Genomic DNA, 24157 nt, shown 5'->3' on the forward strand with positions numbered 1-24157 from the left:
CTATGTTGACACATGTCGAATCAGGAAGCCGGACCGCCACAGATTCGATGAATGTCTATGTTGACGCTTGTCGATACAGGTGCCATCCTGGCGGCTCAGGACATCGACAAATGTCGAAACAAAGGGGAATCTCGTGAACGCGCCCACCACCGGCCAGCTGCCCGTCGTAGTCATCGGTGCCGGTCCCATCGGTCTGGCTGCCGCTGCCCACCTGGTCGAGCGTGGCCTCGACCCGCTGGTCCTGGAAGCCGGTCCGTCCGCCGGCACAGCGGTACGCGACTGGGCGCACGTCCGCCTCTTCTCCCCGTGGGCTGAGGTCACCGACCCGGCCGCCGAGAAGCTCCTCGCCTCCACCGGCTGGGTCCGCCCCGACGGCGCCACCTACCCCACCGGCGGCGACTGGGCCGAGCAGTACCTGCAGCCGCTCGCCGACGTCCTCGGCGACAAGGTCCGCTACGGCGCCACGGTCACCGGCGTCGCCCGCGCCGGCCGCGACCGCATCGTCGACGCCGACCGCGACGAGCAGCCCTTCACCGTGCACATCGAGCTGGCCGACGGCCGCGAGGAGCGGATCAGCGCCCGCGCCGTCATCGACGCCTCGGGCACCTGGTCCATCCCGAGCCCGATCGGTGCCGACGGCCTGCCCGCCCTGGGCGAGAAGGCGGCGGCCGACCGCATCTCCTACCGCGTCCCCGATCTCAAGGACCCGGCCGTACGCGCCCGTTACGCGGGCAAGCGCACCGCCGTCATCGGCTCCGGCGCCTCCGCCTTCACCGCCCTCGCCTACCTCGCCGACCTGGCAAAGGAGGAGCCGGGCACGCACGCGGCCTGGGTTCTTCGCCGCGGGATCGGGACGAGCACCTTCGGCGGCGGCGAGGCTGACCAGCTTCCCGCCCGCGGCGCCCTGGGCCTGCGTGCCAAGGCCGCCGTCGAGGACGGCCACGCCAGCGCGGTCACGGGCTTCCGTACACAGGCTGTGGAGCGCGACGGCGACCGGCTCGTCCTGGTCGCCGAGGACGGTCGCCGTCTGGACCCGGTCGACGAGGTGATCGTGCTGACCGGCTTCCGCCCCGACCTGTCCTTCCTCTCTGAAGTCCGGCTCGGCCTCGATGAGCGCCTCCAGGCGCCGACCGCGCTCGCCCCGCTCATCGACCCGAACGTCCACTCCTGCGGCACCGTCTACCCGCACGGCGTGGGCGAGCTCTCCCACCCGGAGCAGGGCGTCTACCTGGTCGGCATGAAGTCCTACGGCCGCGCCCCGACGTTCCTGGCGATGACCGGCTACGAGCAGGTCCGCTCCATCACCGCCGCCCTCGCCGGCGACCAGGACGCTGCCGAACGCGTGGAACTGACCCTGCCCGAGACCGGCGTGTGCGGCGGCGCCGGCCTGTACGACGACCCCGATGCCTCTCAGGCCAGTGACAGCGGCGGTTGCTGCGCCGCTCCGGCCACTCTCCAAATCGGTGTCGGCGCCCCCGCAACCACGACCGGCGGCTGCTGATCCCCGCACCCGCACAAGGAGGTTCACCATGTCCCGCGTACAACTCGCGCTCCGTGTCTCCGACCTGAACGCCTCCATCGCTTTCTACAGCAAGCTGTTCGGCACCGAGCCCGCCAAACTCCGTGACGGCTATGCCAACTTCGCCATCACCGAGCCCCCGCTCAAGCTCGTCCTGATCGAAGGCACGGCGGACGAGGCAACCCGCCTGGACCACCTCGGTGTAGAGGTCGAATCGACAGAGACCGTGCATGCCGCCACCGCTCGTCTGAGCGAGGCCGGCCTGGTCACCACCGAGGAGAACAACACGACCTGTTGTTACGCCCTCCAGGACAAGGTGTGGGTCCACGGCCCCGGCCAGGAGCCCTGGGAGGTGTATGTCGTCAAGGCCCACGCCGACACCCGGGCCAAGCAGTCGGGCAGTACCTGCTGCACCGACACGGCTACGACCGCCGCCGAGACCAAGGAACCCACAGTCGCGGGCGGCTGCTGCTGATCCGCAGATGACCCCCCTCCACACCAGCGGGGCCGCGACCGGCACGGGGGACCGGTCGCGGCCCCGCGCCGCCCTGCCCGCCCTGTGCGCCACCCAGATCACCAGCTGGGGAATCGTCTACTACGCCTTCCCCGTCCTCAACCCGCAGATCACCGCCGCCACCGGCTGGTCGCCGACCGCCACCGCCGCCGCCTTCTCCGCGGCTCTGCTGGTCTCCGCCGTCGTCGGCATCCCCGTCGGCCGCATCCTCGACCGCCGAGGCCCGCGCGCCGTAATGACCACCGGCTCCGTCCTGGGCGTCGCCACGGTGCTGGCCATCGCGTACTCGCCATGCCTTGCGGCGTTCACCGCCGGTTGGCTGCTTGCCGGGGTGGCCATGGCCGCCACCTTCTACCAGCCCGCCTTCGCCGCCCTCACCCGCTGGTGGGGCGGACAGCGTGTCCGAGCCCTCACGATCGTCACCCTGGCCGGAGGCTTGGCCTCCACCGCCTTCGCGCCGCTGACCGCCACGCTCGCCGAGCATCTGAGCTGGCGCGAGACGTACGCCGTCCTCGCGGCGATCCTCGCCCTCGTGACCATCCCCGCGCATGCTCTCGCGCTACGAGGACCGTGGCCATCTGCGTCGGCGCCAACGCCCCAACGGGACACCAACACCGGCGCCGCGGCCCGCAGCCGACCGTTGCTGATGCTCGCCGCCGCGCTGACACTGAACAGCTTCGCGATGTACGCCGTCGTCATCGCCCTCGTTCCCCTGCTGCTGGCACGCGGAGCCAGCCCTACCACCGCCGCCTGGGTTCTCGGGTTGGGCGGCGCGGGACAGACCCTCGGTCGGACTCTCTACGTGAGCCTTGCCCGCCGCACCGGCGTCATCACCCGCACCGTCGCCCTGATCGCTCTCGGAGGGGCCACGACCGGTGCGTTCGCCATCGTCTCAGGCCCTGTCCCCCTCCTCGTGGGCATCGCGATCGGGGCCGGCATGGTGCGGGGTAACCTCACCCTCCTCCAAGCCACCGCCGTCACCGACCGATGGGGCACCACCCACTACGCCCGCCTCTCCGGACTCCTGGCTGCGCCGGCCACCATCGCCTCCGCCCTGGCACCCTTTGCGGGAGCCGTGCTGGCCGGGCCGCTCGGCGGATATCCCGGTCTGTTCGCCGTACTCGCGCTGGTCTCGGCCGTGGCGGCCCTTCTCGCGCTGGGTAGTTGACAGCCGCTGTCACCGGAGGAGCTGGCGCGCGTCCTCGGCGTGATGCCCAAGAACCGAGGGCTAGGGCAGAGCGATCTCGATGGCGAGGGCGCCCAGGGCTTCCTTCTCGGGTGGGTAGATGGCGCGGATGTTGGCGAGTTGCTGGTCGTGAGTGGCGGTCGGGTTGACGTTGGCCGGTCCCTCACCGTGGAGCAGGGCCTCGAAGTCGGTGTACTCCGTGACCCGAACGACCTTGACCTCGCAGGTCTCGTCGGTGCCCTTGATGCGGAAGCGGATGGTCTCGCCCGCGGCGAGGTCGACGAGGTGGGGGTATTTCACCCGTACCTCGATGGTCTTGGTGCCGGCGGCGACGAGGTCGAAGTACTGGCGGTAGAGGTTGAGTTCGCGAACGCGGGCGGTGGTGTCGGTCATGGGGCGGAAACGCTCCTGGGTGCTGGTGCGGTGATCAGGCGGCCGATCTCGGCTGCGGAGTACGAGCGGAAGAAGTGGCGGGGGTCGGACAGCATCGTCTCGGTCATGGCCAGCAGCTGGTCGGCGTACTCGGTGACGCTGCCGGGCCATTTCCGGGTGTCGAGCATCCAGTCCGCCGCGCCCGTCGGCAAGGTGGCGCGGCCTTCGCGGATGAGGGACTTGGAGAGTTTCGCGCCGGTGTCGGTGACGACCTGGGGGCAGAACAGTCGCGCGGGGAGCTGGGCGCGGCTGAGGCCGACGGCCTGGAGGGCTTCGTCGATGAGGAGCGAGCCGAAGACCCAGTCGCCGCCCTTGACCATGACGTGCAGGGTGCCGCCCTCGCGAGGGTTGGTCACGGCGAGTTCCTTGACGAGGTTGCGGTACAGAGTGGCCAGGTCGAGGTAGGCGCCGGCGGTGGGCGTGATGGTGGCCTGGTAGGGGCCGTGGTGGAGACAGACAGCGGCGACGGTGGCGGTGTCGCGGTCGGTGAGGTGTACACGCGTGCGTTCGGCGTGCTTCTCGGCCCAGCCGCAGCCGGGCTGGGGGCAGGGGACCCGGAGGTGCGGGGTGCCGGTGGAGGGGGCGAGCCACCAGCGGGCGGCGTCGAGGCGGGGCAGGAGCCGCAGCCAGGTGCGGCGGAAGTGCTCGCCGGCTTGCTGCTGGGTGTAGGTCTCGACGTGGTACGGGATACCCAGGCGTCGGGAGAGGGCGGTGAACAGGGGCTGATAGAGAGCGTCGACGAGGCCGATCAGCGCCTGTTCGTCGGCGGCCTGGGCGTAGGCGCGTTGGTAGCGGTGGCCGCTGACCGGGTCCGTGGCCTGCTGGTACGGGGCGTTGTCGAGGGCGCTGAAGAGGACCTCAGTGCGAATGCCGAAACGGTCGCACAGGCGAGCGGCCATCGCGAAGGCCAGGGACTGCACGAGGGAGGTGCCGATGTGCGGGGCACCGTTGATCTGGGTGCCGACGACCAGGACGATCCGCGCTGGCGGGGTGGCCAGGATGCGCGGGGTCAGGACGTCTTCCGCGCGCAGGAGGGCGTTGGCGAGGACTGTGTTGGGTGAGACGGGGTGGGTCGTCACGGGTGTCCCCTTGGGCTCGGGTCGGAAGGCGGTCTAGAGGCGGGCGTCGGATGGTGCTTCGTGGCAGACGGCCGTGACGTACGAGTACTGGAGCGCGGTGCGCAGGTCGTCGGGGTCAGTGAGGGTGTCGTCGTCGGGGAGCTCGCACCAGCCGCCGAACCAGTCGTCCATCGGCTCCAGGCCGGGTGCCACAAGCCATGAGTTGCTGGAGAGATGCCGTACGGGCAGGTCGTCCCAGCCGGTGTCGGCGGTGCCGGTCTGGATGGCGTAGTAGAGGCGCTCGTGGGGACCGTCGTAGAGCACTGGCCCAATCGGGGCGCCAAGGGCGCGAAGATGGGCAAGGGCCAGAAATCCGGTCTCCGCGGGCGTTCGTACGAGATCCCAGTCGTCGCCGACCCGCAGCAGGCGCAGTCCGGGAATGTCGCCGAGCATGGGGGCGCGGCGCAGCGCGCTGCGCACGGACATCAGATGCCTCCCTGGTGCTGGAGGCGGACGGAAGGCGCGTCGCTTGCCGTCGGCCTGGTGGAGCGGACCGTGATCAGGCGGGCGCCGGTTGCCGCTATCCGCCGCTTGCGCTCGGCCGCGACGGGCCTGGGGCCGAGGTGGCCAAGCGCCGGGATCACGGTGCCGTAGGTGTCGGGGAGGTCGAGGGCGTCGAGGAGCCCGACGAATGCGGGGGAGCGGATGGCGACGGCCGGCTCGCGGTCGGTGAAGACACCGCACAACGTCAGCTCGTGCCGACGGCAGTACTCAGCGAGGCAGCCGGTGAGCGCGGTGAGTCGGTTCGCGCCGCCGGTGGTGTGGCGCAGGTAGCCGAAGACGAGCGGGCCGGTGACCGGGCGGCGTTCGGTGATGGGTTCGTCGTCCATGACCAAGAGCGTCGACTGTTGCGAACGGCCTCGAAATGACCTGCTGTTGTACTTCCGTTGCACTTGCCGCCCCACATCGTCACGGAGAGTGCTTCCATACGTGACGGAGGGAGGTCAGCCGTGATCAACGTGCAGCACTGGAGCGGTCGGGAGGCGAGCGCCCTGCGTGCCGCGCTGCGCATGAGCACCCGCACCTTCGCCGATCACCTCGGCGTGGCCCTGCGCACGGTGGCCAAGTGGGAGAGCCTGGGTGCCGAAACGCAGCCCAGGCCCGATACCCAGGCCATCCTCGACACCGCGCTAGCCCGCGCCGACTCCGCGGCCCACGCCCGCTTCGAAGCGCTGCTGTTCCTCGAGCGGAAGAGCGCGCGGCCGGCGGACTACGAGACGTGGACCGAGGACATCGAGCGCGCCGTGGTTTGCGTGAGCCGCCAGAACTTCCCGTTCGCCTCGACCCTGCTCAACCGGTGGCTGGGGCGCCATGAACCCCGGGATCTCGACGACAAGGGCCTCTACCTGTACGGGCGTTCACTGGTGCTGCTGGGCGATGTGCAACGCGACCAAGGGGCGATCCTCGGCCCGCTCTCCGCTCGCCAGTCCTACCTGACCGCCCGCGGCATGTTCTGCGAGCTCGACATCCCGCGCCGGGTGGCCCAGATCGAACTGTCCCTCGCCGTGGTGCAGGAGATGTCCGGTCAGCTGGAGGTCTCCGCCCGCCGGTACGAGCAGCTTGCGCGGGACGAGCGCCTGAGCCGACGGGACCGGGCACGGGCCCGCTTGTGGGTGGGGACGGCGCTGAGCAAGGAGGGCGACAACGACTACGCCACCGAGGTCATGGCGGCGGCAACCTGCGAGTTCGAGGAACTCGGCGAGCCGGAGGACTGGTCCGTGGCGCATCAGAAGCTGGCCCTGGCCCACCGCGGCGCCGGCCACCTCGACCAGGCGCTGCACTACATCGATATCGCGCGTACCACCGGCACGGTCGACTCCCCGATGCAGCGAGTGCGGTTGGACACCGCCTACGGACACATCCTTCTGTCGGATGCGGCGACCCGCAATGATGGGCTGTCCGTCCTCGACCAGGCGGCACAGGTGGCCCAGCAGTTCGGGCTGAGCCACCAGCTGCGCAGCATCGAGGGCATCCGAAAGGGCCAGCAAGGATGAGCCAGGGAGTGCCAGTGCCGCAGCACCAGCAGCGCCAGATCACCGACGAGCAGTTCCACGACGCGACGCTGATCTGGAACTACCACCAGATGGGCCACGAGCTGCGGCCCTGTTCGGCGGCGATCGGCCTGGGCAGCCACGACCTGGGCGTGGCGACCGCAGCCGCCGACCTCTACCGCGCCGGGCTGTTCCCAGTCGTTGTGTTCAGTGGCGGCAACAGCCCCACTACTCGGGCCCGCTTCCCGCGCGGCGAGGCCGTTCACTACCGCGAGCACGCCCTGGGCCTGGGCGTGCCGGACGAGGCGATCCTGGTCGAGCCGAAGGCCGCCAACACCGGCCAGAACATCACGCTCTCGCGGGAGCTGCTGGCCGAGGCCGGCGTCGCAGTCGACTCGCTGTTGCTGATCTCCAAGCCGTACATGGAGCGCCGCAGTTACGCGACCTGCCGCAAGCTGTGGCCCGAGGCCGACGTCGTCTGCGCTTCCGAGCCACTGGAGTTGGACGACTACATCAAGTCGATCGGCGACGAGAGGCTCGTCGTCGACATGCTCGTCGGCGACCTGCAGAGGGTGATCGAGTACCCCAAGCTCGGCTTCGCCGTCGAGCAGGACGTACCGGGGGATGTGCATGACGCCTACGAGCGCCTTCTGCGGGCCGGCTTCGACAGCCGCCTCATCAGCACCTGACCCGCCACAAGGCGGGGTGTGCGCGATCCACCAGCCGAACCTCTTCCCGAGGTTGTCCACGCTGGCCAAGCTTTACGCCGCCGACCGGTGGATCGTCCTGGACGACGTCCAGTTCACCCGGCGCGACTACCAGCACCGCGCCCGCCTCGCCGCCCTGGACGAGCCCGCACGCTGGCAGTGGCTCACGCTCCCCACGCATCTTCCCCAGGGGCGCTCGACGTTGATCAGTCAGGCGCGGCTCGTCGACCCCCAGCGCTCGCGCCGGACGGTCCAGCTGCTCGTGCGCCAGTACTACGGCCGAAGCCCCCACCGGAGGGCCGTGTTCGACGTTCTCGACGCGGTCTTGGACACGCTCGACACCTCGGACCGCGTGGCCGACCTCGCGAGAACATCGACGATTGCCCTGCTCACGGTCCTTGGATGGTCAGGGGACGTGCGGGACAGCAGTGAGATCCCGACCCGCCCGGGTCGCTCCGAGCGCCTGGCGGATCTCGCGGCAGCCACTGGCAGCACCCACTATCTGTGCGGCACCGGCGGTCTGCGGTACCTCGATGCCGATCCCTTCGATGCGCACGGCATTCCCGTGCTGCCCTTCCACATGCCTGTGGATGACCTGCTCTGGGAGTGGGCCCGTAGTGTCAGCAGTCTTTGGGCTCTGAGCGCGATTGGTCCCGATGAGCTCGCGAACCAAGTGGCTGCCCAACGAGAAGCTCACCTTCGGAACGGGCTACGCGCTCGTGCCCAGTGGTTCCGGTGATCGCCCACCGAACGCTTGCCCCCCTGCCTTGGCCTTGGCAGAGGGACTCGGCGTGTGTGCGGAATCATCGCGCCCTGCGAGGTTGATCGCCTCGGCCCGTCGAAGGCCGGGCAGTGCGGCCGTTGCCCGGGACCGCGGTGGTGGCGCGTTCGGGCATCGCGGTGGCGTCGGCGGGCAGGTTGGCCATGCGGCGCAGCCGCCACACCAGCACGTCGGTGACCGAGTCCGCGGTCGCAAGCTCCCGCCGTCCAGCCGCTTCGGCCAGGAGCCTGGCCGAGCGAGACCCGCACCCGCAAGGCGATCGACGACGCCTTCACCGAACCGGAGACCCAGGAAACCGGCGAAGCCGAGGGCACATCAGTGCCCCCAGCGAAACCAATGTGCCCTCAATGTGCCCTGGCCGGCTGACGGCGCCTCTCCGGCACCAAAAAGGGCGAGGCCCGAAGACCCCGCCCAACCCGCAAGAAACCCCAGCTCAGACCGATCAGGGCCACACAAGGCAATAAGGCTGATGCCCCGCCTCATGCAAGCGATGGCTGAAGTCCTGCCACTCGTGCAGCAGCTGGTACACGTTGAACGCGTCCCGCGGACCGCCCCGGTCCGGCACCGTCGACCAGATGAACGCGGCCGCGCCCACCGCTTCCTCGCCGATGCCGCGCAGCGGGTCGACGACCGTCATGGGGAGCTTGACCACGGCGTAGTCCGGGTGCAGGACGACCAGTTCCAGTGGGGGCACCTTGTGCAGCGGGACGCCCTCTATGCCGGTGAGGACCATCGCGGCCATCGTCTCCGGCTTGATCTTGGTGAACATGCCGTTCATCCCGAGCTCGTCGCCGCCGAGTTCCTCGGGGCGCATCGAGATCGGGACGCGGGCCGCGGTCGCGCCGTCGGGCGCACCGAAGTACTTGTACGTCACCCCCACCCGACCACCATTCCTGCTCCCCGCCCTCAGCCGGTCGATCCGACGTTCGATACGTCGCTCGTCCTGCTCTGACTCACTCGGTACGCGTGCCGCTTCCGCGGCTTCCTCCGCGTCGCGTCGGTGCCTTCCCCGCCGGGCACGTCGAGGACCCAGGTCATCAGTCCCCTCGCCCAGTCCGCCACCGCGATGCATATCTCCACCCGACTGCTTTTCTAGGACGCGTGGCCCCCGCCGCGCAACCCGATCATCGTGTCAGTGACCTCCCCCACGGCCGCCCGCCGAAACGTGCGTTGAAACACCTGTCCGCAGGATCCTCACAAGGATCTTCGCGGCCTGTCGAACACCACGGGCCGTACGAGCTGTGTGTATCAGGTCCCAGTTTCGCAGATGCCACCGCACCTCAGCCCGCGGTCGGCGGGCGGCGCTGGCCTACCCTGAGGAGGAAAGTCGGCAAACCGGAGTCCGAGAGGTCGGAGAAGTCGCAGGTCATGAGTGAAACGCCCTATTCATACGATGCGCCTGCCTCACAGGCCCTGTTCGACCGTGCGGCCGCCGTCACGCCAGGCGGCGTGAACTCCCCGGTGCGCGCCTTCCGCGCCGTCGGCGGCACGCCCCGGTTCATGGTGTCCGGCAAGGGCGCCTGGCTGACCGACGCAGACGGACGCGAGTACGTCGACCTGGTCTGCTCCTGGGGGCCGATGATCCTCGGGCACTCGCACCCGGACGTGATCGCCGCCGTGCAGGACGCCGTGTCGCGCGGTACGTCGTTCGGCACGCCCGGTGAGGGCGAGGTCGCGCTCGCCGAGGAGATGATCGACCGCATCGAGCCCCTGGAGCAGGTGCGGCTCGTCTCCAGCGGCACCGAGGCCACGATGTCCGCCATCCGGCTCGCCCGCGGCTTCACCCGGCGCACCAAGGTCATCAAGTTCGCCGGGTGCTACCACGGCCACGTCGACTCGCTCCTCGCCGCCGCGGGCAGCGGAGTGGCCACCTTCGCGCTGCCCGACACCCCCGGCGTCACCGGTGCCCAGGCCGGCGACACCATCGTGCTGCCGTACAACGACCTCGAAGCCGTCCAGGAGGCCTTCCACCGGCACCCCGGCGAGATCGCCTGCGTCATCACGGAGGCCTCGCCCGGCAACATGGGCGTCGTCCCGCCGCGGCCCGGCTTCAACCAGGGCCTCAAGGACGCCTGCGCCAAGAACGGCGCCCTCTACATCTCCGACGAGGTCATGACCGGCTTCCGTACCAGCCGCGCCGGCTGGTACGGCATCGACGGCGTCCGCCCCGACCTCATGACCTTCGGCAAGGTCATGGGCGGTGGCTTCCCCGCCGCCGCCTTCGGAGGCCGCGCCGACGTCATGGCCCACCTCGCCCCCGCCGGGCCCGTCTACCAGGCCGGCACGCTCTCCGGGAACCCGGTCGCCACCGCCGCCGGTCTCGCCCAGCTGCGGCTGCTCGACGAGGCGGCGTACGACAAGGTCGACGCGGTGTCCACGCAGATCCAGTCGCTCGTCACCGAGGCGCTCGCCAAGGAAGGCGTCGCGCACCGGCTGCAGACCGCCTCCAACATGTTCTCCGTCTTCTTCACCGACCGTGAGGTGCGCGACTACGAGGACGCCAAGAAGCAGGAGTCGTTCCGCTTCACCGCGTTCTTCCACGCGATGCTGGCGCAGGGCGTCTATCTGCCGCCCTCCTCCTTCGAGTCGTGGTTCGTGTCGACCGCTCACGACGAGCGGGCGGTTCAGAGGATCGCCGACGCCCTTCCGGCGGCGGCCCGTGCGGCAGCGGAGGCCACGGCAGCATGACGAGCAGCACTGACATCACCGTCGTCCACCTCATGCGGCACGGCGAGGTCGCCAACCCGGATGGGGTCCTCTACGGCCGTCTCGCCGGGTACCACCTCTCCGAGCTGGGCCGGCAGATGGCCGACCGGGTCGCCGAGCACCTGTCCTCGCGGGACGTGACGTACGTCTGCGCGTCCCCGCTGGAGCGGGCGCAGGAGACCGCGACGCCGATCGCCAAGGCGCACGGCCTCGACCTCGCGACCGACGAGCGGCTCATCGAGGCCGAGAACGTCTTCCAGGGCAAGACCTTCGGCGTCGGCGACGGCGCGCTGAAGAACCCCGACAACTGGAAGCACCTCGTCAACCCCTTCAAGCCGTCCTGGGGTGAGCCGTACGTCGACCAGGTCGTCCGGATGATGGGGGCGCTGGACGCCGCCAAGGACGCGGCGCGAGGGCATGAGGCGGTGCTGGTCAGCCATCAGCTGCCGATCTGGATCGTGCGGTCGTACGTCGAGCGGCGCCGGCTGTGGCACGACCCGCGCAAGCGGCAGTGCACGCTCGCCTCGCTGACGACCTTCACGTACCAGGGCGACAAGATCGTGTCCGTGGGGTACTCCGAGCCCGCGATCGATCTCGTCCCGGCCCATCTGCGCGCCGGCGCCAAGCCCGTGAAGGGCAAGGACAAGGCTTTCGGGGCTTAAGTTCTCCTTGGGGGGTTCTGTTACGTAATCGGGAAGTACAGACGGAACGCCTTCGCTCGTCACGTCCTCTGAATGGGTGACCCATTCGCAGGACGTGACGAACGGAGCTGGCATGCGCACTCGCACCCGCAGGGGAGCCATCGGACTCGGCGTCGGAGGTGCCGCCGCTGTCGGGCTTGCGGGGTGCGGCACTCTCACGTCGTCTGACGGGCCGAGCCCGGCGTCGGGTTCCACCCCGAGCGGCAAACCCAGCAAGCCGGCCCACCGAGCCCGTCCCATCGGCGACGGCTCCACCTCCTACACCGGCAGGCAGCCCGGCCAGCCCGCCAGGCCCGAGCCGCTGGAGCCGGGGCAGACGCCGCCGCAGTTCGTCGTCTTCTCCTGGGACGGAGCCGGCGAGGTCGGCAACGGTCTCTTCCCGCGCTTCCTGGACCTCGCCAAGGAGCACGGCGCGCACATGACCTTCTTCCTCTCGGGGCTGTACCTCCTGCCCGAGTCGAAGAAGCGGCTCTACGACCCGCCCAACAACCCCGTCGGCGCCTCCGACATCGGCTACCTCACCGACGAGCACGTCAAGGCCACCCTCACCAACGTCCGCCGCGCCTGGCTCGAGGGCCACGAGATCGGCACCCACTTCAACGGCCACTTCTGCGGCGGCTACGGCAGCGTCGGCAACTGGACGCCGAAGCAGTGGCGCAGCGAGATCGACCAGGCCAAGGCCTTCGTGAAGGAGTGGCGGACGAACACCGGGTGGACCGATCTGCCGTCTCTTCCCTTCGATTACGAGAAGGAGCTGGTCGGAGGCCGTACGCCCTGCCTCCTCGGGCAGGACAACCTGCTGCCCACCGCGAAGGAACTCGGCTGGCGCTACGACGCCTCCTCGCCCGGCGGGCGGCAGGTGTGGCCGCGGAAGAAGGGCGGGCTGTGGGATCTGCCGCTCCAGCAGATCCCGTTCCCCGGGCGCAGCTTCGAGGTCCTCTCGATGGACTACAACATGCTCGCCAACCAGTCGATCAACTCCACCAACGCGCCCAGCTACAACTACCCGCGCTGGCGCAAGCAGTCCGCCGACGCGTACATATCCGGCTTCAGGCGGGCATACGAGACGAACCGCGCCCCGTTCTTCATCGGCAACCACTTCGAGCACTGGAACGGCGGCATCTACATGGACGCCGTCGAGCAGGCGCTGAAGCACATCGCCGCGGAGAAGGAGAAGGGCGAGGACGTCCGCCTCGTCTCCTTCCGGCAGTTCGTCGACTGGATGGACGTGCAGAAGCCCGAGCTGCTGGAGAAGCTGCGCGGCCTCGACGTCGGTCAGGCGCCGGCCGGGGGGTGGGCGTCCTACATGAAGAAGAGCTCTGTAAACCCCGCCTGATATGCGGGTTTCCGCCCGCAAGGGGGGTGCGCAAGATCCCCAGAACGGGCATGCGAAACTTTTCACATGAGTGCCGCCAGCAGCGCTTTCCAGCGCCCGAACCGCACCGAGCGCACCCGCCGTCGCGCCGTCCTGCTGACCGCGACAGCCGCGGCCGCCGCGCTGACCGTCACCGCGTGCAGCTCCGGCGGAGTGTCGGGAGGTGGCGGCGACACCAACTTCGTGACCGGCAACAACGGCGTCGACACCGTCGCCGAGGGCAAGCGGAGCGCGGCACCCGAGCTGTCCGGCAAGACGATCGACGGCAAGACGCTCTCCACCGCCGACTACAAGGGCAAGGTCCTCGTCGTCAACGTGTGGGGCTCCTGGTGCTCGCCCTGCCGGGCCGAGGCGAAGAACCTCCAGAGCGTCTACGAGAAGGTCAAGGGCCAGGGCGTCGAGTTCGTCGGCCTCAACACCCGCGACGCCAGCACCACCCTCGCGAAGTCCTTCGAGAAGGAGTTCGGGATCACCTACCCGAGCCTCTTCGACCCGACGGGCAAGCAGATGCTCCGGTTCAAGAAGGGCACGCTCAACCCGCAGCTGATCCCCTCCACGCTCGTCATCGACCGCGACGGCAAGATCGCCGCCCGCGCGCTCCAGGCGCTCAGCGAGGACACCCTGCTCGGCATGATCAAGCCCGTCCTCGCGGAGAAGTGACGTGAGCGCAGCCGTCAGCGTCACCGGAGTGACCACGCTCGCCGCCGGGGTGGGGCAGAACGGCACCGTGATGAGCGGCGCCCTGCTGCTCGCGCTGCCGATCGCCGTGCTCGGCGGACTCGTCTCCTTCTTCTCGCCCTGCGTCCTGCCGCTCGTCCCCGGCTATCTGTCCTACGTCACCGGCGTCAGCGGCACCGATCTCGCCGAGGCCCGGCGCGGGCGGATGGCCGCCGGCGCCTCCCTGTTCGTCCTCGGCTTCACCGTCGTGTTCGTCTCCGGCGGAGCGCTGTTCGGCTACTTCGGACAGACCCTCCAGGAGGAGCGGGACGTCCTGTCCAAGGTGCTGGGCGTCCTCATGATCCTCATGGGTGTGTTCTTCATGGGCATGATGCCCTGGCTCACCCAGCGCGAGTTCCGCTTCCACACCAGGCCCGCCACCGGACTCGCCGGCGCCCCCCTCCTTGGCGCCCTGTTCGGCATCGGCTGGACGCCCTGCATCGGACCGACCCTGTCCTCGGTGCAGACGCTCGCCATGCAGGACGGCAGTGCCCTGCGCGGCGCCATACTGACCGTCGCCTACTGCCTCGGCCTCGGTGTCCCCTTCGTGCTCGCTGCCGTAGCCTTCCGCAAGGCGCTCGGCGCCTTCGCCTGGGTCAAGCAGCACTACGTCTGGGTGATGCGCATCGGCGGCACGATGATGATCCTGACCGGTGTCCTGCTGCTGACCGGCGCGTGGGACAGCATCGTGCAGGAGATGCAGGCCTGGTCCAACGGATTCACTGTGGGGATCTGATCGATGAGCAAGACGACACCCGACGCGACCGGGACCCCGCCCGCCGGTGACGAGGACCTCGGCGCCGCCGGCTCCCAGCTGTCCACCGCGCCCGAGGACACCCTGAACATGCCCTCCCTGGGTGTCATCGGCTGGGTCCGCTGGTTCTGGCGGCAGCTGACCTCCATGCGGGTCGCGCTGCTGCTGCTCCTGCTGCTGTCGCTCGGCGCGATCCCCGGCTCGCTGATCCCGCAGTCCGGGACCGACGAGACGAAGGTCGCCGACTTCCGCAAGAACAACCCCACCCTCGGCGACCTCTACGACAAGCTCGGCCTCTTCCACGTCTACAGCTCGGTGTGGTTCTCCGCGATCTACATCCTGTTGTTCGTCTCCCTCATCGGCTGCATCATCCCGCGCACCTGGCAGTTCGTCGGCCAGCTCCGCGGCCGCCCGCCGGGCGCGCCCAAGCGCCTGACGCGGCTGCCCGCCTACACCACCTGGCGCACCGAGACCGAGCCCGAGCAGGTCCGCGAGGCCGCCCTCGCCCTCCTGAAGAAGCGCCGCTTCCGCGCCCACCTCGCCGGGGACGCCGTCGCCGCCGAGAAGGGCTATCTGCGCGAGGTCGGCAACCTCGCCTTCCACATCGCCCTCATCGTGATGCTGATCGCCTTCGCCTGGGGCCAGCTGTTCAAGATGGAGGGCAACAAGCTGATCGTCGAGGGCGGCGGGTTCTCCAACACGCTCACCCAGTACGACGACTTCAAGTCCGGCAGCCTCTTCACCGCGGACGACCTGGACCCGTTCAGCTTCAACCTGAAGGACTTCCAGGGCACCTACGAGAAGTCCGGCCCCAACCGCGGCACCGCGCGCACCTTCCAGGCCGACGTCACCTACAGCCTGGGCGCGTACGGCAAGAGCAAGAAGACGATCATCAAGGTCAACGAGCCGCTGGAGATCGGCGACTCGAAGGTCTATCTGACCGCCCACGGCTACGCGCCCGTCATCACGGTCCGCGACGGCAAGGGCAATGTCGTCTACCACGACGCCGTCCCGCTGCTGCCTCTCGACAGCAACATCACCTCCTCCGGTGTCGTCAAGGTCATGGACGGCTACCGCGACCCCCAGGGCAAGCGGGAGCAGCTGGGCTTCGAGGCCTTCTTCCTGCCCACCTACACCCCGGGCAACGAGGTGTCCTCCACCTTCCCTGCGCTGGGCAACCCGGTGCTGAACCTGGCCGGCTACTACGGCGACCTCGGCGTCGACGCGGGTGTCCCGCAGAGCGTCTACCAGCTCGACAAGACCCACCTGAAGCCGTTCAAGAACGGCAAGGGCCAGCAGCGGGAGAACCTGCGGCCCGGCGAGACCATGACGCTCCCCAACGGCGCCGGCTCGATCACCTACGAGTCCACCGAGGAGTGGGCCAACTTCCAGGTCACCCGCCAGCCCGGCAGCGGCTGGGCGCTGGCCGGCGCGATCGCCGCGATCTTCGGCCTCGCCGGCTCGCTGTTCATCCAGCGCCGCCGCGTGTGGGTGCGGGCGGTCAGGGGCGACGACGGCATCACGGTCGTGGAGATGGCCGGCCTCGGCCGCAGCGAGTCCGCGAAGGTGCCCGAGGAACTCGGGGCGCTCGCCGACGCCCTCTACGACCAGGCCCCCGGCGCCCCCGAACCGGACGAAGACTCCACCGAAACCCCCAACCCCCAAGCCGTACCTGCCGAAAGGCCCGGGAAGTGACTCTCGCCGCCGCGACGGATCTGGCCGCCGCCACCAACGAACATCTCGCGAACCTCAGCAACACGCTGATCTACTCCGCGATGGCCGTCTACACGCTGGCCTTCTTCGCCTACATCACCGAATGGATCTTCGGCAGCCGCAGCAAGATCGGCCGCACGGCCGCCGCGCTGACGGCCGACCCGGCGGAGCGCAAGGCGCCGGCGGTCACGGTGAAGAAGGGCGGCTCCACCGCCGTACTGGAACGGCCGAAGGTCGTCGTCCGGGCGGCCGCCGGGCAGCGGGACGTGCCGGACGGGCCCGGGGCGCACGGTGGGGACGAGCAGGGTGACCTCTACGGGCGTATCGCCGTGTCCCTCACGGTGCTCGCGTTCCTCATCGAGCTCGCCGGGGTCATCGCCCGCGCGGCCTCGGTGGAGCGGGCGCCCTGGGGCAACATGTACGAGTTCAACATCACCTTCTCCACGGTGGCCGTCGGTGTGTACCTCACGCTGCTGGCGCTGAAGAAGAACGTGCGCTGGATGGGCCTGTTCCTCATCACCTCGGTCCTCCTCGATCTCGGTATCGCCGTCACCGTCTTGTACACCGCCAGCGACCAGTTGGTTCCCGCCCTCCACTCGTACTGGCTGTACATCCACGTCTCCACCGCGATCCTGTGCGGCGCGGTCTTCTACGTGGGCGCGGTCACCACGATCCTGTACCTGTTCAAGGACTCCTACGAGAGCAAGCTCGCGGGCGGCGGCAAGCCCGGCAAGTTCGCCACGTCCTTCCTGGAGCGGCTGCCCGCCTCGGCCTCGCTCGACAAGTTCTCCTACCGCGTCAACGCGGCCGTCTTCCCGCTGTGGACGTTCACGATCATCGCGGGCGCCATCTGGGCCGGCGACGCGTGGGGCCGCTACTGGGGCTGGGACCCCAAGGAGACCTGGGCCTTCATCACCTGGGTCGCCTACGCCTGCTACCTGCACGCCCGCGCCACGGCCGGCTGGAAGGGCCGCAAGGCCGCCTACCTGGCCCTGATCGCCTTCGGCTGCTGGCTGTTCAACTACTACGGAGTGAACATCTTCGTCTCCGGCAAGCACTCGTACGCCGGCGTCTGACCCGCTCGCGCCGAGGGCCGGTTCCCATGACCTCAGGTCATGGGAACCGGCCCTCGGGCGTTGTGACGCGAGCTCAGTCGACCGTGATCGAGTCCAGCTGCGCCCGCAGGTACACATGCGAGTCCACCGGCTCGTACGCCACCCGTCCGATCGGCGCCGGGACCGACTCCACCCGGGTGCCCGGGGTGCACTCGCCGAAGTAGACCAGGGACATCAGCTCCTCGGCGGGCGCGTCCGCGGGCGGCGGCAGGACGCGGTGCCGGCCGGAGCGCCAGCGGTCGCCCGTCCAGCGGGCCATCAGGTCACCGATGTTGATGGTGAAGGCGGCCGGGTCGAAGGGCGCGTCCTCCCAGCCTCCGGCGTCCGTCCAGACCTGAAGCCCGCCCTTGCCCGCCTGCCGGTCGAGGATCGTCACCGTGCCGAAGTCGGTGTGCGGGCCGATGCGGAACTGGCCGGGTTCCGGCTCGCCGACGACGTCGGTCCCCGGGTACCAGTTGATGTTGAAGCCGTAGGTCGGGTGGTCCATGTGCCGGGAGAAGAAGTCCGGTTCCAGACCGAGGGCCTCGCCGAGCAGCGACAGCAGCTCCTTCTCCAGGTCGGCCATCTTCCCCAGGTACTCCTCGCACAGCGTCCGCAGCTCCGGCACCTCCTCGGGCCAGACGTTCGGCGCGTACCACTCCGCGTTGACCACCGGGTCCTCGAAGGGCTCGTGGGTCGCGAAGGTGAGGGACTCCTTCAGGTCCGGCGGGGTCTCGGTGCCCTCGGAGTAGCCGTTGGCCTCCGCTCCGGGGCCGAGCCAGCCGCGGCCGCCGACCTTCACCTCGTACGCCTGCTTGACGTCGGCGGGAAGCCGGAAGAAGGTGCGCGCGGCCTCACGGATGCGGGTCCGCAGGGCCGGGTCGACGCCGTGGCCGGTGACCAGGAGGAACCCGGCCGTCTGGAGGGCCTCGTCCACGGTGCGGGCGATCGCGGCGCGGGTCTCGGGGTCGCCGTCGAGCCAGGGCCTGAGGTCGATCGTGGGGATACGGGGGTCAGACACCGATGTCCTCGTTCCAGAGAGCCGGGTTCTTGTCGATGAAGTCGCGCATCATCGCGATGCACTCGGGGTCGTCCAGGAGCACGATCTCCACGCCGTGCCCGGCCAGCCAGTCGTGTCCGCCGTGGAAGGTGGCCGCCTCGCCGACCACCACCCGCGAGATGCCGAACTGCCGGACCAGGCCGGAGCAGTACCAGCAGGGAGAGAGGGTCGTGACCATCGTCGTGCCCCGGTACGTGCGCTGTCTGCCCGCCGCCCGGAACGCCGCCGTCTCCGCGTGCATCGACGGGTCGTCGTCCTGGACGCGCCGGTTGTGGCCCCGGCCGAGGAGGGTGCCGTCGGCGCCGTAGAGCGCGGCGCCGATCGGGATGCCGCCCTCGGCGAGACCGGCGCGGGCCTCGGCGACGGCCGTCGCCAGCCAGGTGTGTGCCTGAACCTGATCCATACGTCCACTCTGCTGGGGCCGAAACACGAGGGCAACGTGCGGAAAGTACTCTCCGGGCAGCCCGCGGCCGGACGAACTGTCGGGGCGGCCCACAGCCGGACCACTGTCGGGAGGCGCGTATGCCCGCACTCACGCTCCGCGAGATCCTGGCCCTCGACCCCGTCCGCGCCAGCGAGCCGGAGCTGCTCGCGGGCGCCGCAGGGCTCGACCGGCCCGTGCGCTGGGTGCACTCCAGCGAGGTCTACGAGGGCGCCAACTTCCTCGACGGCGGCGAGCTGCTGCTCACCAACGGCTTCGGGCTCACGGACGCCGACGAGGAGGTCCGCCGCCGGTACGTCCGCGAGGTCGCGGCGCGGGGCGCGGCCGGGCTCGCGGTGGAGGTCGGACGGTCGCTGCCCGCCATGCCCGCCGAGGTCACCGACGAGGCCCGCCGCCTCGGCCTGCCGCTGCTCGCCCTGCGCCGGGTCGTGCCCTTCGTACGGATCACGGAGGCCGCCAACCGGGCGATCGTGGCCCGGGGACTGTCCGGGCGCACGGTCGTCCGGCCCTGGGGCGACGACCACACGGCCGCCCTGCTCGCCGACCTCGCCGACCGGGCGGCGCTGAACCAGCCCGAGGTCGAGGCGCGGGCGGCCCTCGCGGGCTTCCACCCCGGCCCCGGGGCCCGGCTGCTCGGGGTGTCCGTGCACGGGGCCCGGGACACGGCCGTGGTGGACCGGGCGGTACGGCAGCTCGGCGGGGCCGGGGTGCTGCGCGCGGTGTTCCCGGCGGACGTCCTGGCGCTGCTCGCGCTGCCCGGCACCCGGTCCGGCGACCCGGTGCGGGCCGTCCAGGACGCCTTCCGGGCCGTCGCCGACCCCGGGTGCACGGTCGCCGTGGGGCACGCGGTCGCCGCGGCCGGCGGCTGGCTGCGCTGGAGCGACACGCTGCGGGCGGCCCGTACGACGCTGGAGCTGGCCCTGACCGTGCCGCCCGCCGAACCGGCCGCCCCCGAGGGCCCGTCGGTGACCTCGTCGCGGGCCCTGGCCCTGGAGCGGGAGCTGACCCGGGGCGGGGTGGACGCCAACCGGGAACGCCTCGCGGGGATGGTCCAGGCCGCCCTGGGCCCGCTCCTGGAGTGGGAGGCGGTCCATGCCAGCGACCTGGTGCGGACGCTGGAGGTCCACCTCCGCAACGGCTGCTCCCCGACCCGCACCGCGGCCCTGCTGCACATCGGCCGGCAGTCCCTCTACCAACGCCTCGAGCGGATCGAGTCGTTGCTGGGCCTTGAGGTCGGCGACCCGGATCTGCTGGGGGAGTTGCTGGCGGCGGCCTGTGCGCACCGGGTGGTCCGGGGCAGGGCGGGGGAGCGGCCGATGGCCGTGGTTCAGCGCAGGGTGACGGCGCTCGGGCCGTTGAAGGGCGCGTAGCAGGTCACCGTCGGCGGGGTGCGCAGGACGTCGTCCGCGGCGAACAGCTCACGGGCGGCGGCGAAGGAGACGGTGCCGCTGACGACGGGGGCGACACGGTCGTAGAACACCCGTGACTTCTCGGGCAGCGCGGTACCGGGCTCGCCCTCGTCCTCTCCCCACACGTCCCACAGCAGGGTCTCGACCTTGTTGAGGGCGGCGAGGTCGAGACGGATGTTCCCGGCGACGAAACGCTCGCCGTGGAAGGGGCCCTCAGCGGGCGGGTGGAGCCCGAACCGCCGCTCGTCGGCGCCCCGTTCACGAATCGCCCGCCAGGCTTCGCCCGCGACGAGGAAGCGGTCGCGCGGGATGTCCACCGGGTCGAAGTCGACGTGGTGGTGGGCCGGGTCGGCGAGTTGGGGGTCGGCGAGAAGCCAGGCGCCGCGGTCCGCGTCCCAGTACTCGGTGACGACGTGGTCGACGCGGAAGCCGTCGGTGCGGAAGTAGTCGGCGAAGCCGGAGCGGGTGCGGGCCGGGATGCCGTGGTGGCGCAGGAAGGAGGTGTGGAGGAGGGCGAAGTCCCGGCAGGTGCCGACGAAACGGTCGGCGGGGGCGCGGCGTTCGGTGAGCGGGGCCGGGTCGCGGTCGGCGAGGATCCGCAGGATGCCGTCGGCATAGCGGGTCTCGGCGTCGTTGTGGAGCCGGTCGGTCGGATGGCGGTGGCCGAACAGGGCGTCCTCGCCGCGGTGGATCAGCAGGTCGCGGGAGGTACGGGCGAGTCGGGCGGGGTCGGCCGGTAAGTCCGCGTAGAGGGCGCCCAGTTCGCCCGGGTCGGAGAACGTGCTCTGCGTGGCGTAGAAGGCGAGTGCCTCCTGGGTCTCAGGCATGGCACGGGACGATGTCAAAATTCGTCACGAAATGTCCAGAGGCCGAAAAGGCCGGCCCCCCTTTCGGAGACCGGCCTTCAAGGCCATCAAGCGATTGCGTCAGTCCGTGCCGGACTCCATCGCCGCGCGGTCCAGCAGGGCCTCGTCCTCGGAGACCTCGCCGCGGGAGGCGATGGCCTCGGCGCCGCCCTCGGGGAGCTCCGGCATGGTGCCGATGAGGCCGGTCGCGGCGGCCTGGGAGGCGCCGATGGTGGGGCTGCCGGTGCCGATCAGGCCGAGGCCGACGTACTGCTCCAGCTTGGCGCGGGAGTCGGCGATGTCGAGGTTGCGCATGGTCAGCTGGCCGATGCGGTCGACGGGGCCGAAGGCGGAGTCCTCGGTGCGCTCCATGGAGAGCTTGTCCGGGTGGTACGAGAACGCCGGGCCGGTCGTGTCGAGGATCGAGTAGTCCTCGCCGCGCCGCAGCCGGAGGGTGACCTCGCCGGTGATGGCGGCGCCGACCCAGCGCTGGAGCGACTCGCGGATCATCAGCGCCTGCGGGTCCAGCCAGCGGCCCTCGTACATCAGGCGGCCGAGGCGGCGGCCCTCGATGTGGTACTGGGCGAGGGTGTCCTCGTTGTGGACGGCGTTGACGAGACGCTCGTACGCGGCGTGCAGGAGGGCCATGCCCGGGGCCTCGTAGATGCCGCGGCTCTTGGCCTCGATGATCCGGTTCTCGATCTGGTCGGACATGCCCAGGCCGTGCCGGCCGCCGATGGCGTTGGCCTCCATGACCAGGTCCACGGCGGAGGCGAACTCCTTGCCGTTGATGGTGACCGGGCGGCCCTGCTCGAAGCCGATCGTCACGTCCTCGGTGGCGATCTCGACCGACGGGTCCCAGAACTTGACGCCCATGATCGGGTCGACGGTCTCCAGGCCGGTGTTCAGGTGCTCGAGGGTCTTCGCCTCGTGCGTGGCGCCCCAGATGTTGGCGTCGGTGGAGTACGCCTTCTCGGTCGAGTCCCGGTAGGGCAGGCCGTGGGCGACCAGCCACTCCGACATCTCCTTGCGGCCGCCGAGTTCGGTGACGAAGTCCGCGTCCAGCCAGGGCTTGTAGATGCGCAGGTGCGGGTTGGCGAGCAGGCCGTAGCGGTAGAACCGTTCGATGTCGTTGCCCTTGAAGGTCGAGCCGTCGCCCCAGATCTGGACGTCGTCCTCGAGCATCGCCCGCACCAGCAGCGTGCCGGTGACGGCACGGCCCAGCGGCGTGGTGTTGAAGTACGCGCGCCCGCCGGATCGGATGTGGAACGCGCCGCACGTCAGCGCGGCCAGGCCCTCCTCGACCAGCGCCGCGCGGCAGTCGACCAGGCGCGCGATCTCGGCGCCGTAGGTCTTGGCACGGCCGGGCACCGAGGCGATGTCGGGCTCGTCGTACTGGCCGATGTCGGCGGTGTAGGTGCAGGGGACGCTGCCCTTGTCGCGCATCCACGCGACCGCGACGGAGGTGTCGAGGCCGCCCGAGAAGGCGATGCCGACGCGCTCGCCGACGGGGAGGGAGGTGAGGACCTTGGACATAGGAAGATTATGCATGGCAATGCATGGTCATGCAAACCCCGTGCTCGAGTGGTCCCCGTCACTCCCCCGCGACCGGCCGGTGCTCCCGCCCCCTCAGCCGCCGACCCTCAGCAGCAGCTTGCCCGTGCTCGTCCGCGCCCCCATCAGCCGGTGGGCCTCCGCCGCCTCCTCCAGGGCGAACTCGGCGGTGACCGGCAGGGTGACCGTCCCGTCGACGGCCTTCGTGAACGCCCGCTCGGCCAGTGCCCGGAGTTCGTCCGGGGCGGTCTGGGCCAGGGTGAGGATGGAGAAGCCGCCGACCGTGATGCCGCGCGGGTACAGCTCGGGCTGCCCCACGCTCCACGCCGGGGCCCCGCTCGCGTTGCCGAAGGAGACCAGGCGTCCGAAGACGGCGAGCGAGGCGAGGCCGGCGCGCAGGGTGTCGCCGCCCACCGGGTCCAGGACCAGGTCGACCCCGCGACCGCCCGTCGCCGCCCGCACCGGCTTCTCGAAGTCGCCGACGAAGACCTCGTCGTACCCGTACTCCCGCGCGTACTCCGCCTTGGCGGCGCTCGACACCACGCCGTACACCGTGCCGCCCGCGGCCTTCGCCAACTGCCCGAGCACCGTGCCGACACCGCCCGCCGCGCCCTGCACCAGCACGGTCTCGCCGGGCTGGAGCCGGCCCACGGAGTGGACCAGCGCGTATGCCGTCGGCAGCACCGTCGGCAAGGTCGCCGCCGTGCGCAGACCGACGCCGGACGGGACCGGGAAGACGGTCGTCGCGTCCGCGACGGCCACGTCCGCGTAGGCGCCGCCCTCGGTCAGCGCGGTGACCTCCTGGCCGACGGTCAGGCCGGTGACCCCCTCGCCCAGCGCCCGGACCCGCCCGGAGACCTCCAGGCCGGGCACGAACGGCAGCCGCGGCACCCGGTACCCCGTCTCCCGCGCCTTGAGGTCGGCGAAGTTGATCCCGGCGTACGCCACGTCGACGCTCACCTGCCCGGGGCCGGGCTCGGGGGCCTCCGTCTCGACAACCTTGAGGACCTCGGGACCGCCGTACTCCTGGAACTCGATCGCGCGCATGCCGCACACCCCGTTCTGGACCGCTGGGACCGTTCAGGCCGTTCAGGCCGTTCAGACTGTTCAGACTGTTCAATGAGAAGCGAACACTCGCCACTGTATGGTTTTCATCGAACACTCTGCAAGTGGTCATGAGCGGGAGGACACCATGGCGAGTCACCGTGCCGCCCCCGAGCACACCCACCCCGACGACGTCCCGGTGCTCACCGCGCTCGCCGCCCTCGCCGACCCCGTACGGGCCCAGCTGGTGCGGGAGCTGGCCGCCTCCGAGGACTGGTCGCGCAGCTGCGGCACCTTCGACGTGCCGGTCGGCAAGGCGGCCAAGAGCCACCACTTCGCGGTGCTGCGCGCGGCCGGGCTCGTGGAACAGCGGGACGAGGGGCCCCGGCGGGTCAACCGGCTGCGGCGGGAGGAGTTCGACGCCCGCTTCCCGGGGCTGCTGGAACTGGTGCTCCGGGGCGACTGAGAGCGAACCTCCGCGCCCTCTCCCGCGTC

Annotated in this window: 25 protein-coding genes; 15 read left to right on the plus strand and 10 right to left on the minus strand. The window is 70.3% G+C overall.

All coding sequences use genetic code 11. The features are described from left to right. The first annotated feature begins 133 nt into the window (after positions 1–133). The 3 genes from ACFUO4_RS18710 to ACFUO4_RS18720 are packed head-to-tail and all read left to right on the plus strand — an operon-like array spanning position 134 to position 3201. Positions 134–1501 carry an FAD-dependent oxidoreductase gene (locus ACFUO4_RS18710; protein WP_383485947.1) on the plus strand — a complete coding sequence of 456 codons (1368 nt, stop codon included), beginning with the start codon at positions 134–136 and terminating at the stop codon, positions 1499–1501. 28 nt (positions 1502–1529) lie between these two features. Beyond that, positions 1530–1994, plus strand: a complete 465-nt coding sequence (locus tag ACFUO4_RS18715) for an ArsI/CadI family heavy metal resistance metalloenzyme (RefSeq protein WP_383485950.1) — start codon at positions 1530–1532, stop codon at positions 1992–1994. 7 nt (positions 1995–2001) lie between these two features. Continuing rightward, on the plus strand, positions 2002–3201 hold the full coding sequence (locus tag ACFUO4_RS18720) for an MFS transporter (RefSeq protein ID WP_383485953.1): 1200 nt from the start codon (positions 2002–2004) through the stop codon (positions 3199–3201). Positions 3202–3261: 60 nt separating this feature from the next. Here the strand turns inward: ACFUO4_RS18720 and ACFUO4_RS18725 are convergent, their stop codons facing one another. Genes ACFUO4_RS18725 through ACFUO4_RS18740 form a run of 4 tightly spaced genes read right to left on the minus strand, consistent with a single transcriptional unit; the run spans position 3262 to position 5599 of the window. Further along, positions 3262–3612, minus strand: coding sequence for an ASCH domain-containing protein (locus ACFUO4_RS18725; RefSeq protein ID WP_383485956.1), 351 nt, complete (start codon positions 3610–3612; stop codon positions 3262–3264). Continuing rightward, positions 3609–4730, minus strand: a complete 1122-nt coding sequence (locus ACFUO4_RS18730) for a hypothetical protein (protein WP_383485959.1) — start codon at positions 4728–4730, stop codon at positions 3609–3611. Before ACFUO4_RS18730 ends, ACFUO4_RS18725 begins: the two co-directional genes overlap by 4 nt. A gap of 33 nt (positions 4731–4763) precedes the next feature. Further along, entirely contained in the window at positions 4764–5195 is a 432-nt protein-coding gene (locus ACFUO4_RS18735) for a hypothetical protein (RefSeq protein WP_079306772.1), read from the minus strand. After that, positions 5195–5599: a hypothetical protein gene (locus tag ACFUO4_RS18740; protein WP_383485963.1), complete on the minus strand. Its 405-nt coding sequence runs from the start codon at positions 5597–5599 to the stop codon at positions 5195–5197. Before ACFUO4_RS18740 ends, ACFUO4_RS18735 begins: the two co-directional genes overlap by 1 nt. A gap of 120 nt (positions 5600–5719) precedes the next feature. Here ACFUO4_RS18740 and ACFUO4_RS18745 point away from each other — a divergent pair, with 120 nt between their 5' ends. From ACFUO4_RS18745 to ACFUO4_RS18755, 3 genes are read left to right on the plus strand one after another with little or no spacing between them, the layout of a single operon-like run. Continuing rightward, complete coding sequence (locus ACFUO4_RS18745) at positions 5720–6763, plus strand: helix-turn-helix domain-containing protein (RefSeq protein WP_383485966.1); 1044 nt, start codon at positions 5720–5722, stop codon at positions 6761–6763. Next, the gene (locus ACFUO4_RS18750; protein WP_079306768.1) at positions 6760–7449 is read left to right on the plus strand and encodes a YdcF family protein; all 690 of its coding nucleotides are present in this window, start codon (positions 6760–6762) and stop codon (positions 7447–7449) included. Before ACFUO4_RS18745 ends, ACFUO4_RS18750 begins: the two co-directional genes overlap by 4 nt. A 16-nt stretch (positions 7450–7465) precedes the next feature. Continuing rightward, complete coding sequence (locus ACFUO4_RS18755) at positions 7466–8206, plus strand: WbqC family protein (protein WP_079306766.1); 741 nt, start codon at positions 7466–7468, stop codon at positions 8204–8206. 484 nt (positions 8207–8690) lie between these two features. Here ACFUO4_RS18755 and ACFUO4_RS18760 read toward each other — a convergent pair whose 3' ends face one another. Further along, a complete protein-coding gene (locus ACFUO4_RS18760) occupies positions 8691–9128 on the minus strand; it encodes a hypothetical protein (protein ID WP_003974483.1) in 438 nt (145 codons plus the stop codon). A gap of 488 nt (positions 9129–9616) precedes the next feature. Here ACFUO4_RS18760 and hemL point away from each other — a divergent pair, with 488 nt between their 5' ends. The 7 genes from hemL (at position 9617) to ccsB (ending at position 17290) form a co-directional block, all read left to right on the plus strand. Continuing rightward, positions 9617–10936, plus strand: a complete 1320-nt coding sequence (gene hemL / locus ACFUO4_RS18765) for a glutamate-1-semialdehyde 2,1-aminomutase (RefSeq protein WP_383485970.1) — start codon at positions 9617–9619, stop codon at positions 10934–10936. Beyond that, positions 10933–11616: a histidine phosphatase family protein gene (locus tag ACFUO4_RS18770; protein ID WP_079306762.1), complete on the plus strand. Its 684-nt coding sequence runs from the start codon at positions 10933–10935 to the stop codon at positions 11614–11616. Before hemL ends, ACFUO4_RS18770 begins: the two co-directional genes overlap by 4 nt. A gap of 112 nt (positions 11617–11728) precedes the next feature. Further along, entirely contained in the window at positions 11729–12991 is a 1263-nt protein-coding gene (locus ACFUO4_RS18775; RefSeq protein WP_383485974.1) for a hypothetical protein, read from the plus strand. Between the two features lie 66 nt (positions 12992–13057). After that, positions 13058–13690 (plus strand): TlpA disulfide reductase family protein, encoded by a 633-nt coding sequence (locus tag ACFUO4_RS18780; protein WP_079306758.1) that lies wholly within the window; start codon positions 13058–13060, stop codon positions 13688–13690. Between the two features lie 70 nt (positions 13691–13760). Continuing rightward, positions 13761–14483, plus strand: coding sequence for a cytochrome c biogenesis CcdA family protein (locus tag ACFUO4_RS18785; protein ID WP_079306830.1), 723 nt, complete (start codon positions 13761–13763; stop codon positions 14481–14483). A 3-nt stretch (positions 14484–14486) separates the two neighbouring features. Beyond that, on the plus strand, positions 14487–16196 hold the full coding sequence (locus ACFUO4_RS18790) for a cytochrome c biogenesis protein ResB (protein ID WP_383485978.1): 1710 nt from the start codon (positions 14487–14489) through the stop codon (positions 16194–16196). Further along, the gene (gene ccsB, locus ACFUO4_RS18795) at positions 16193–17290 is read left to right on the plus strand and encodes a c-type cytochrome biogenesis protein CcsB (RefSeq protein WP_383485981.1); all 1098 of its coding nucleotides are present in this window, start codon (positions 16193–16195) and stop codon (positions 17288–17290) included. The genes ACFUO4_RS18790 and ccsB overlap by 4 nt, the downstream gene beginning before the upstream one ends. A 73-nt stretch (positions 17291–17363) precedes the next feature. On the opposite strand, the gene ACFUO4_RS18800 is transcribed toward ccsB, so the two are convergent. Both ACFUO4_RS18800 and ACFUO4_RS18805 read right to left on the minus strand, forming a co-directional pair. Next, positions 17364–18329, minus strand: coding sequence for an isopenicillin N synthase family dioxygenase (locus tag ACFUO4_RS18800; protein WP_383485984.1), 966 nt, complete (start codon positions 18327–18329; stop codon positions 17364–17366). Further along, complete coding sequence (locus ACFUO4_RS18805; RefSeq protein ID WP_079306752.1) at positions 18322–18771, minus strand: nucleoside deaminase; 450 nt, start codon at positions 18769–18771, stop codon at positions 18322–18324. The genes ACFUO4_RS18800 and ACFUO4_RS18805 overlap by 8 nt, the downstream gene beginning before the upstream one ends. Before the next feature lie 119 nt (positions 18772–18890). Here ACFUO4_RS18805 and ACFUO4_RS18810 point away from each other — a divergent pair, with 119 nt between their 5' ends. Continuing rightward, positions 18891–20180, plus strand: a complete 1290-nt coding sequence (locus ACFUO4_RS18810) for a PucR family transcriptional regulator (protein WP_383485988.1) — start codon at positions 18891–18893, stop codon at positions 20178–20180. Here the strand turns inward: ACFUO4_RS18810 and ACFUO4_RS18815 are convergent. The 3 genes from ACFUO4_RS18815 to ACFUO4_RS18825 form a co-directional block, all read right to left on the minus strand. Continuing rightward, on the minus strand, positions 20138–21046 hold the full coding sequence (locus ACFUO4_RS18815; RefSeq protein WP_383485991.1) for a transglutaminase-like domain-containing protein: 909 nt from the start codon (positions 21044–21046) through the stop codon (positions 20138–20140). The two genes, ACFUO4_RS18810 and ACFUO4_RS18815, sit on opposite strands and share 43 nt — an antisense overlap. A 99-nt stretch (positions 21047–21145) precedes the next feature. Then, entirely contained in the window at positions 21146–22600 is a 1455-nt protein-coding gene (argG, locus tag ACFUO4_RS18820; RefSeq protein ID WP_079306746.1) for an argininosuccinate synthase, read from the minus strand. A gap of 93 nt (positions 22601–22693) precedes the next feature. Further along, positions 22694–23665 carry a zinc-binding alcohol dehydrogenase family protein gene (locus ACFUO4_RS18825; protein ID WP_383485995.1) on the minus strand — a complete coding sequence of 324 codons (972 nt, stop codon included), beginning with the start codon at positions 23663–23665 and terminating at the stop codon, positions 22694–22696. A gap of 145 nt (positions 23666–23810) precedes the next feature. On the opposite strand from ACFUO4_RS18825, the gene ACFUO4_RS18830 reads away from it, so the two are divergent. After that, entirely contained in the window at positions 23811–24128 is a 318-nt protein-coding gene (locus tag ACFUO4_RS18830) for a helix-turn-helix transcriptional regulator (protein ID WP_079306742.1), read from the plus strand. The last annotated feature ends 29 nt before the right edge of the window (positions 24129–24157 follow it).

It is taken from the genome of Streptomyces sp. NPDC057280 (assembly GCF_042668605.1).
Lineage (GTDB): Bacteria > Actinomycetota > Actinomycetes > Streptomycetales > Streptomycetaceae > Streptomyces.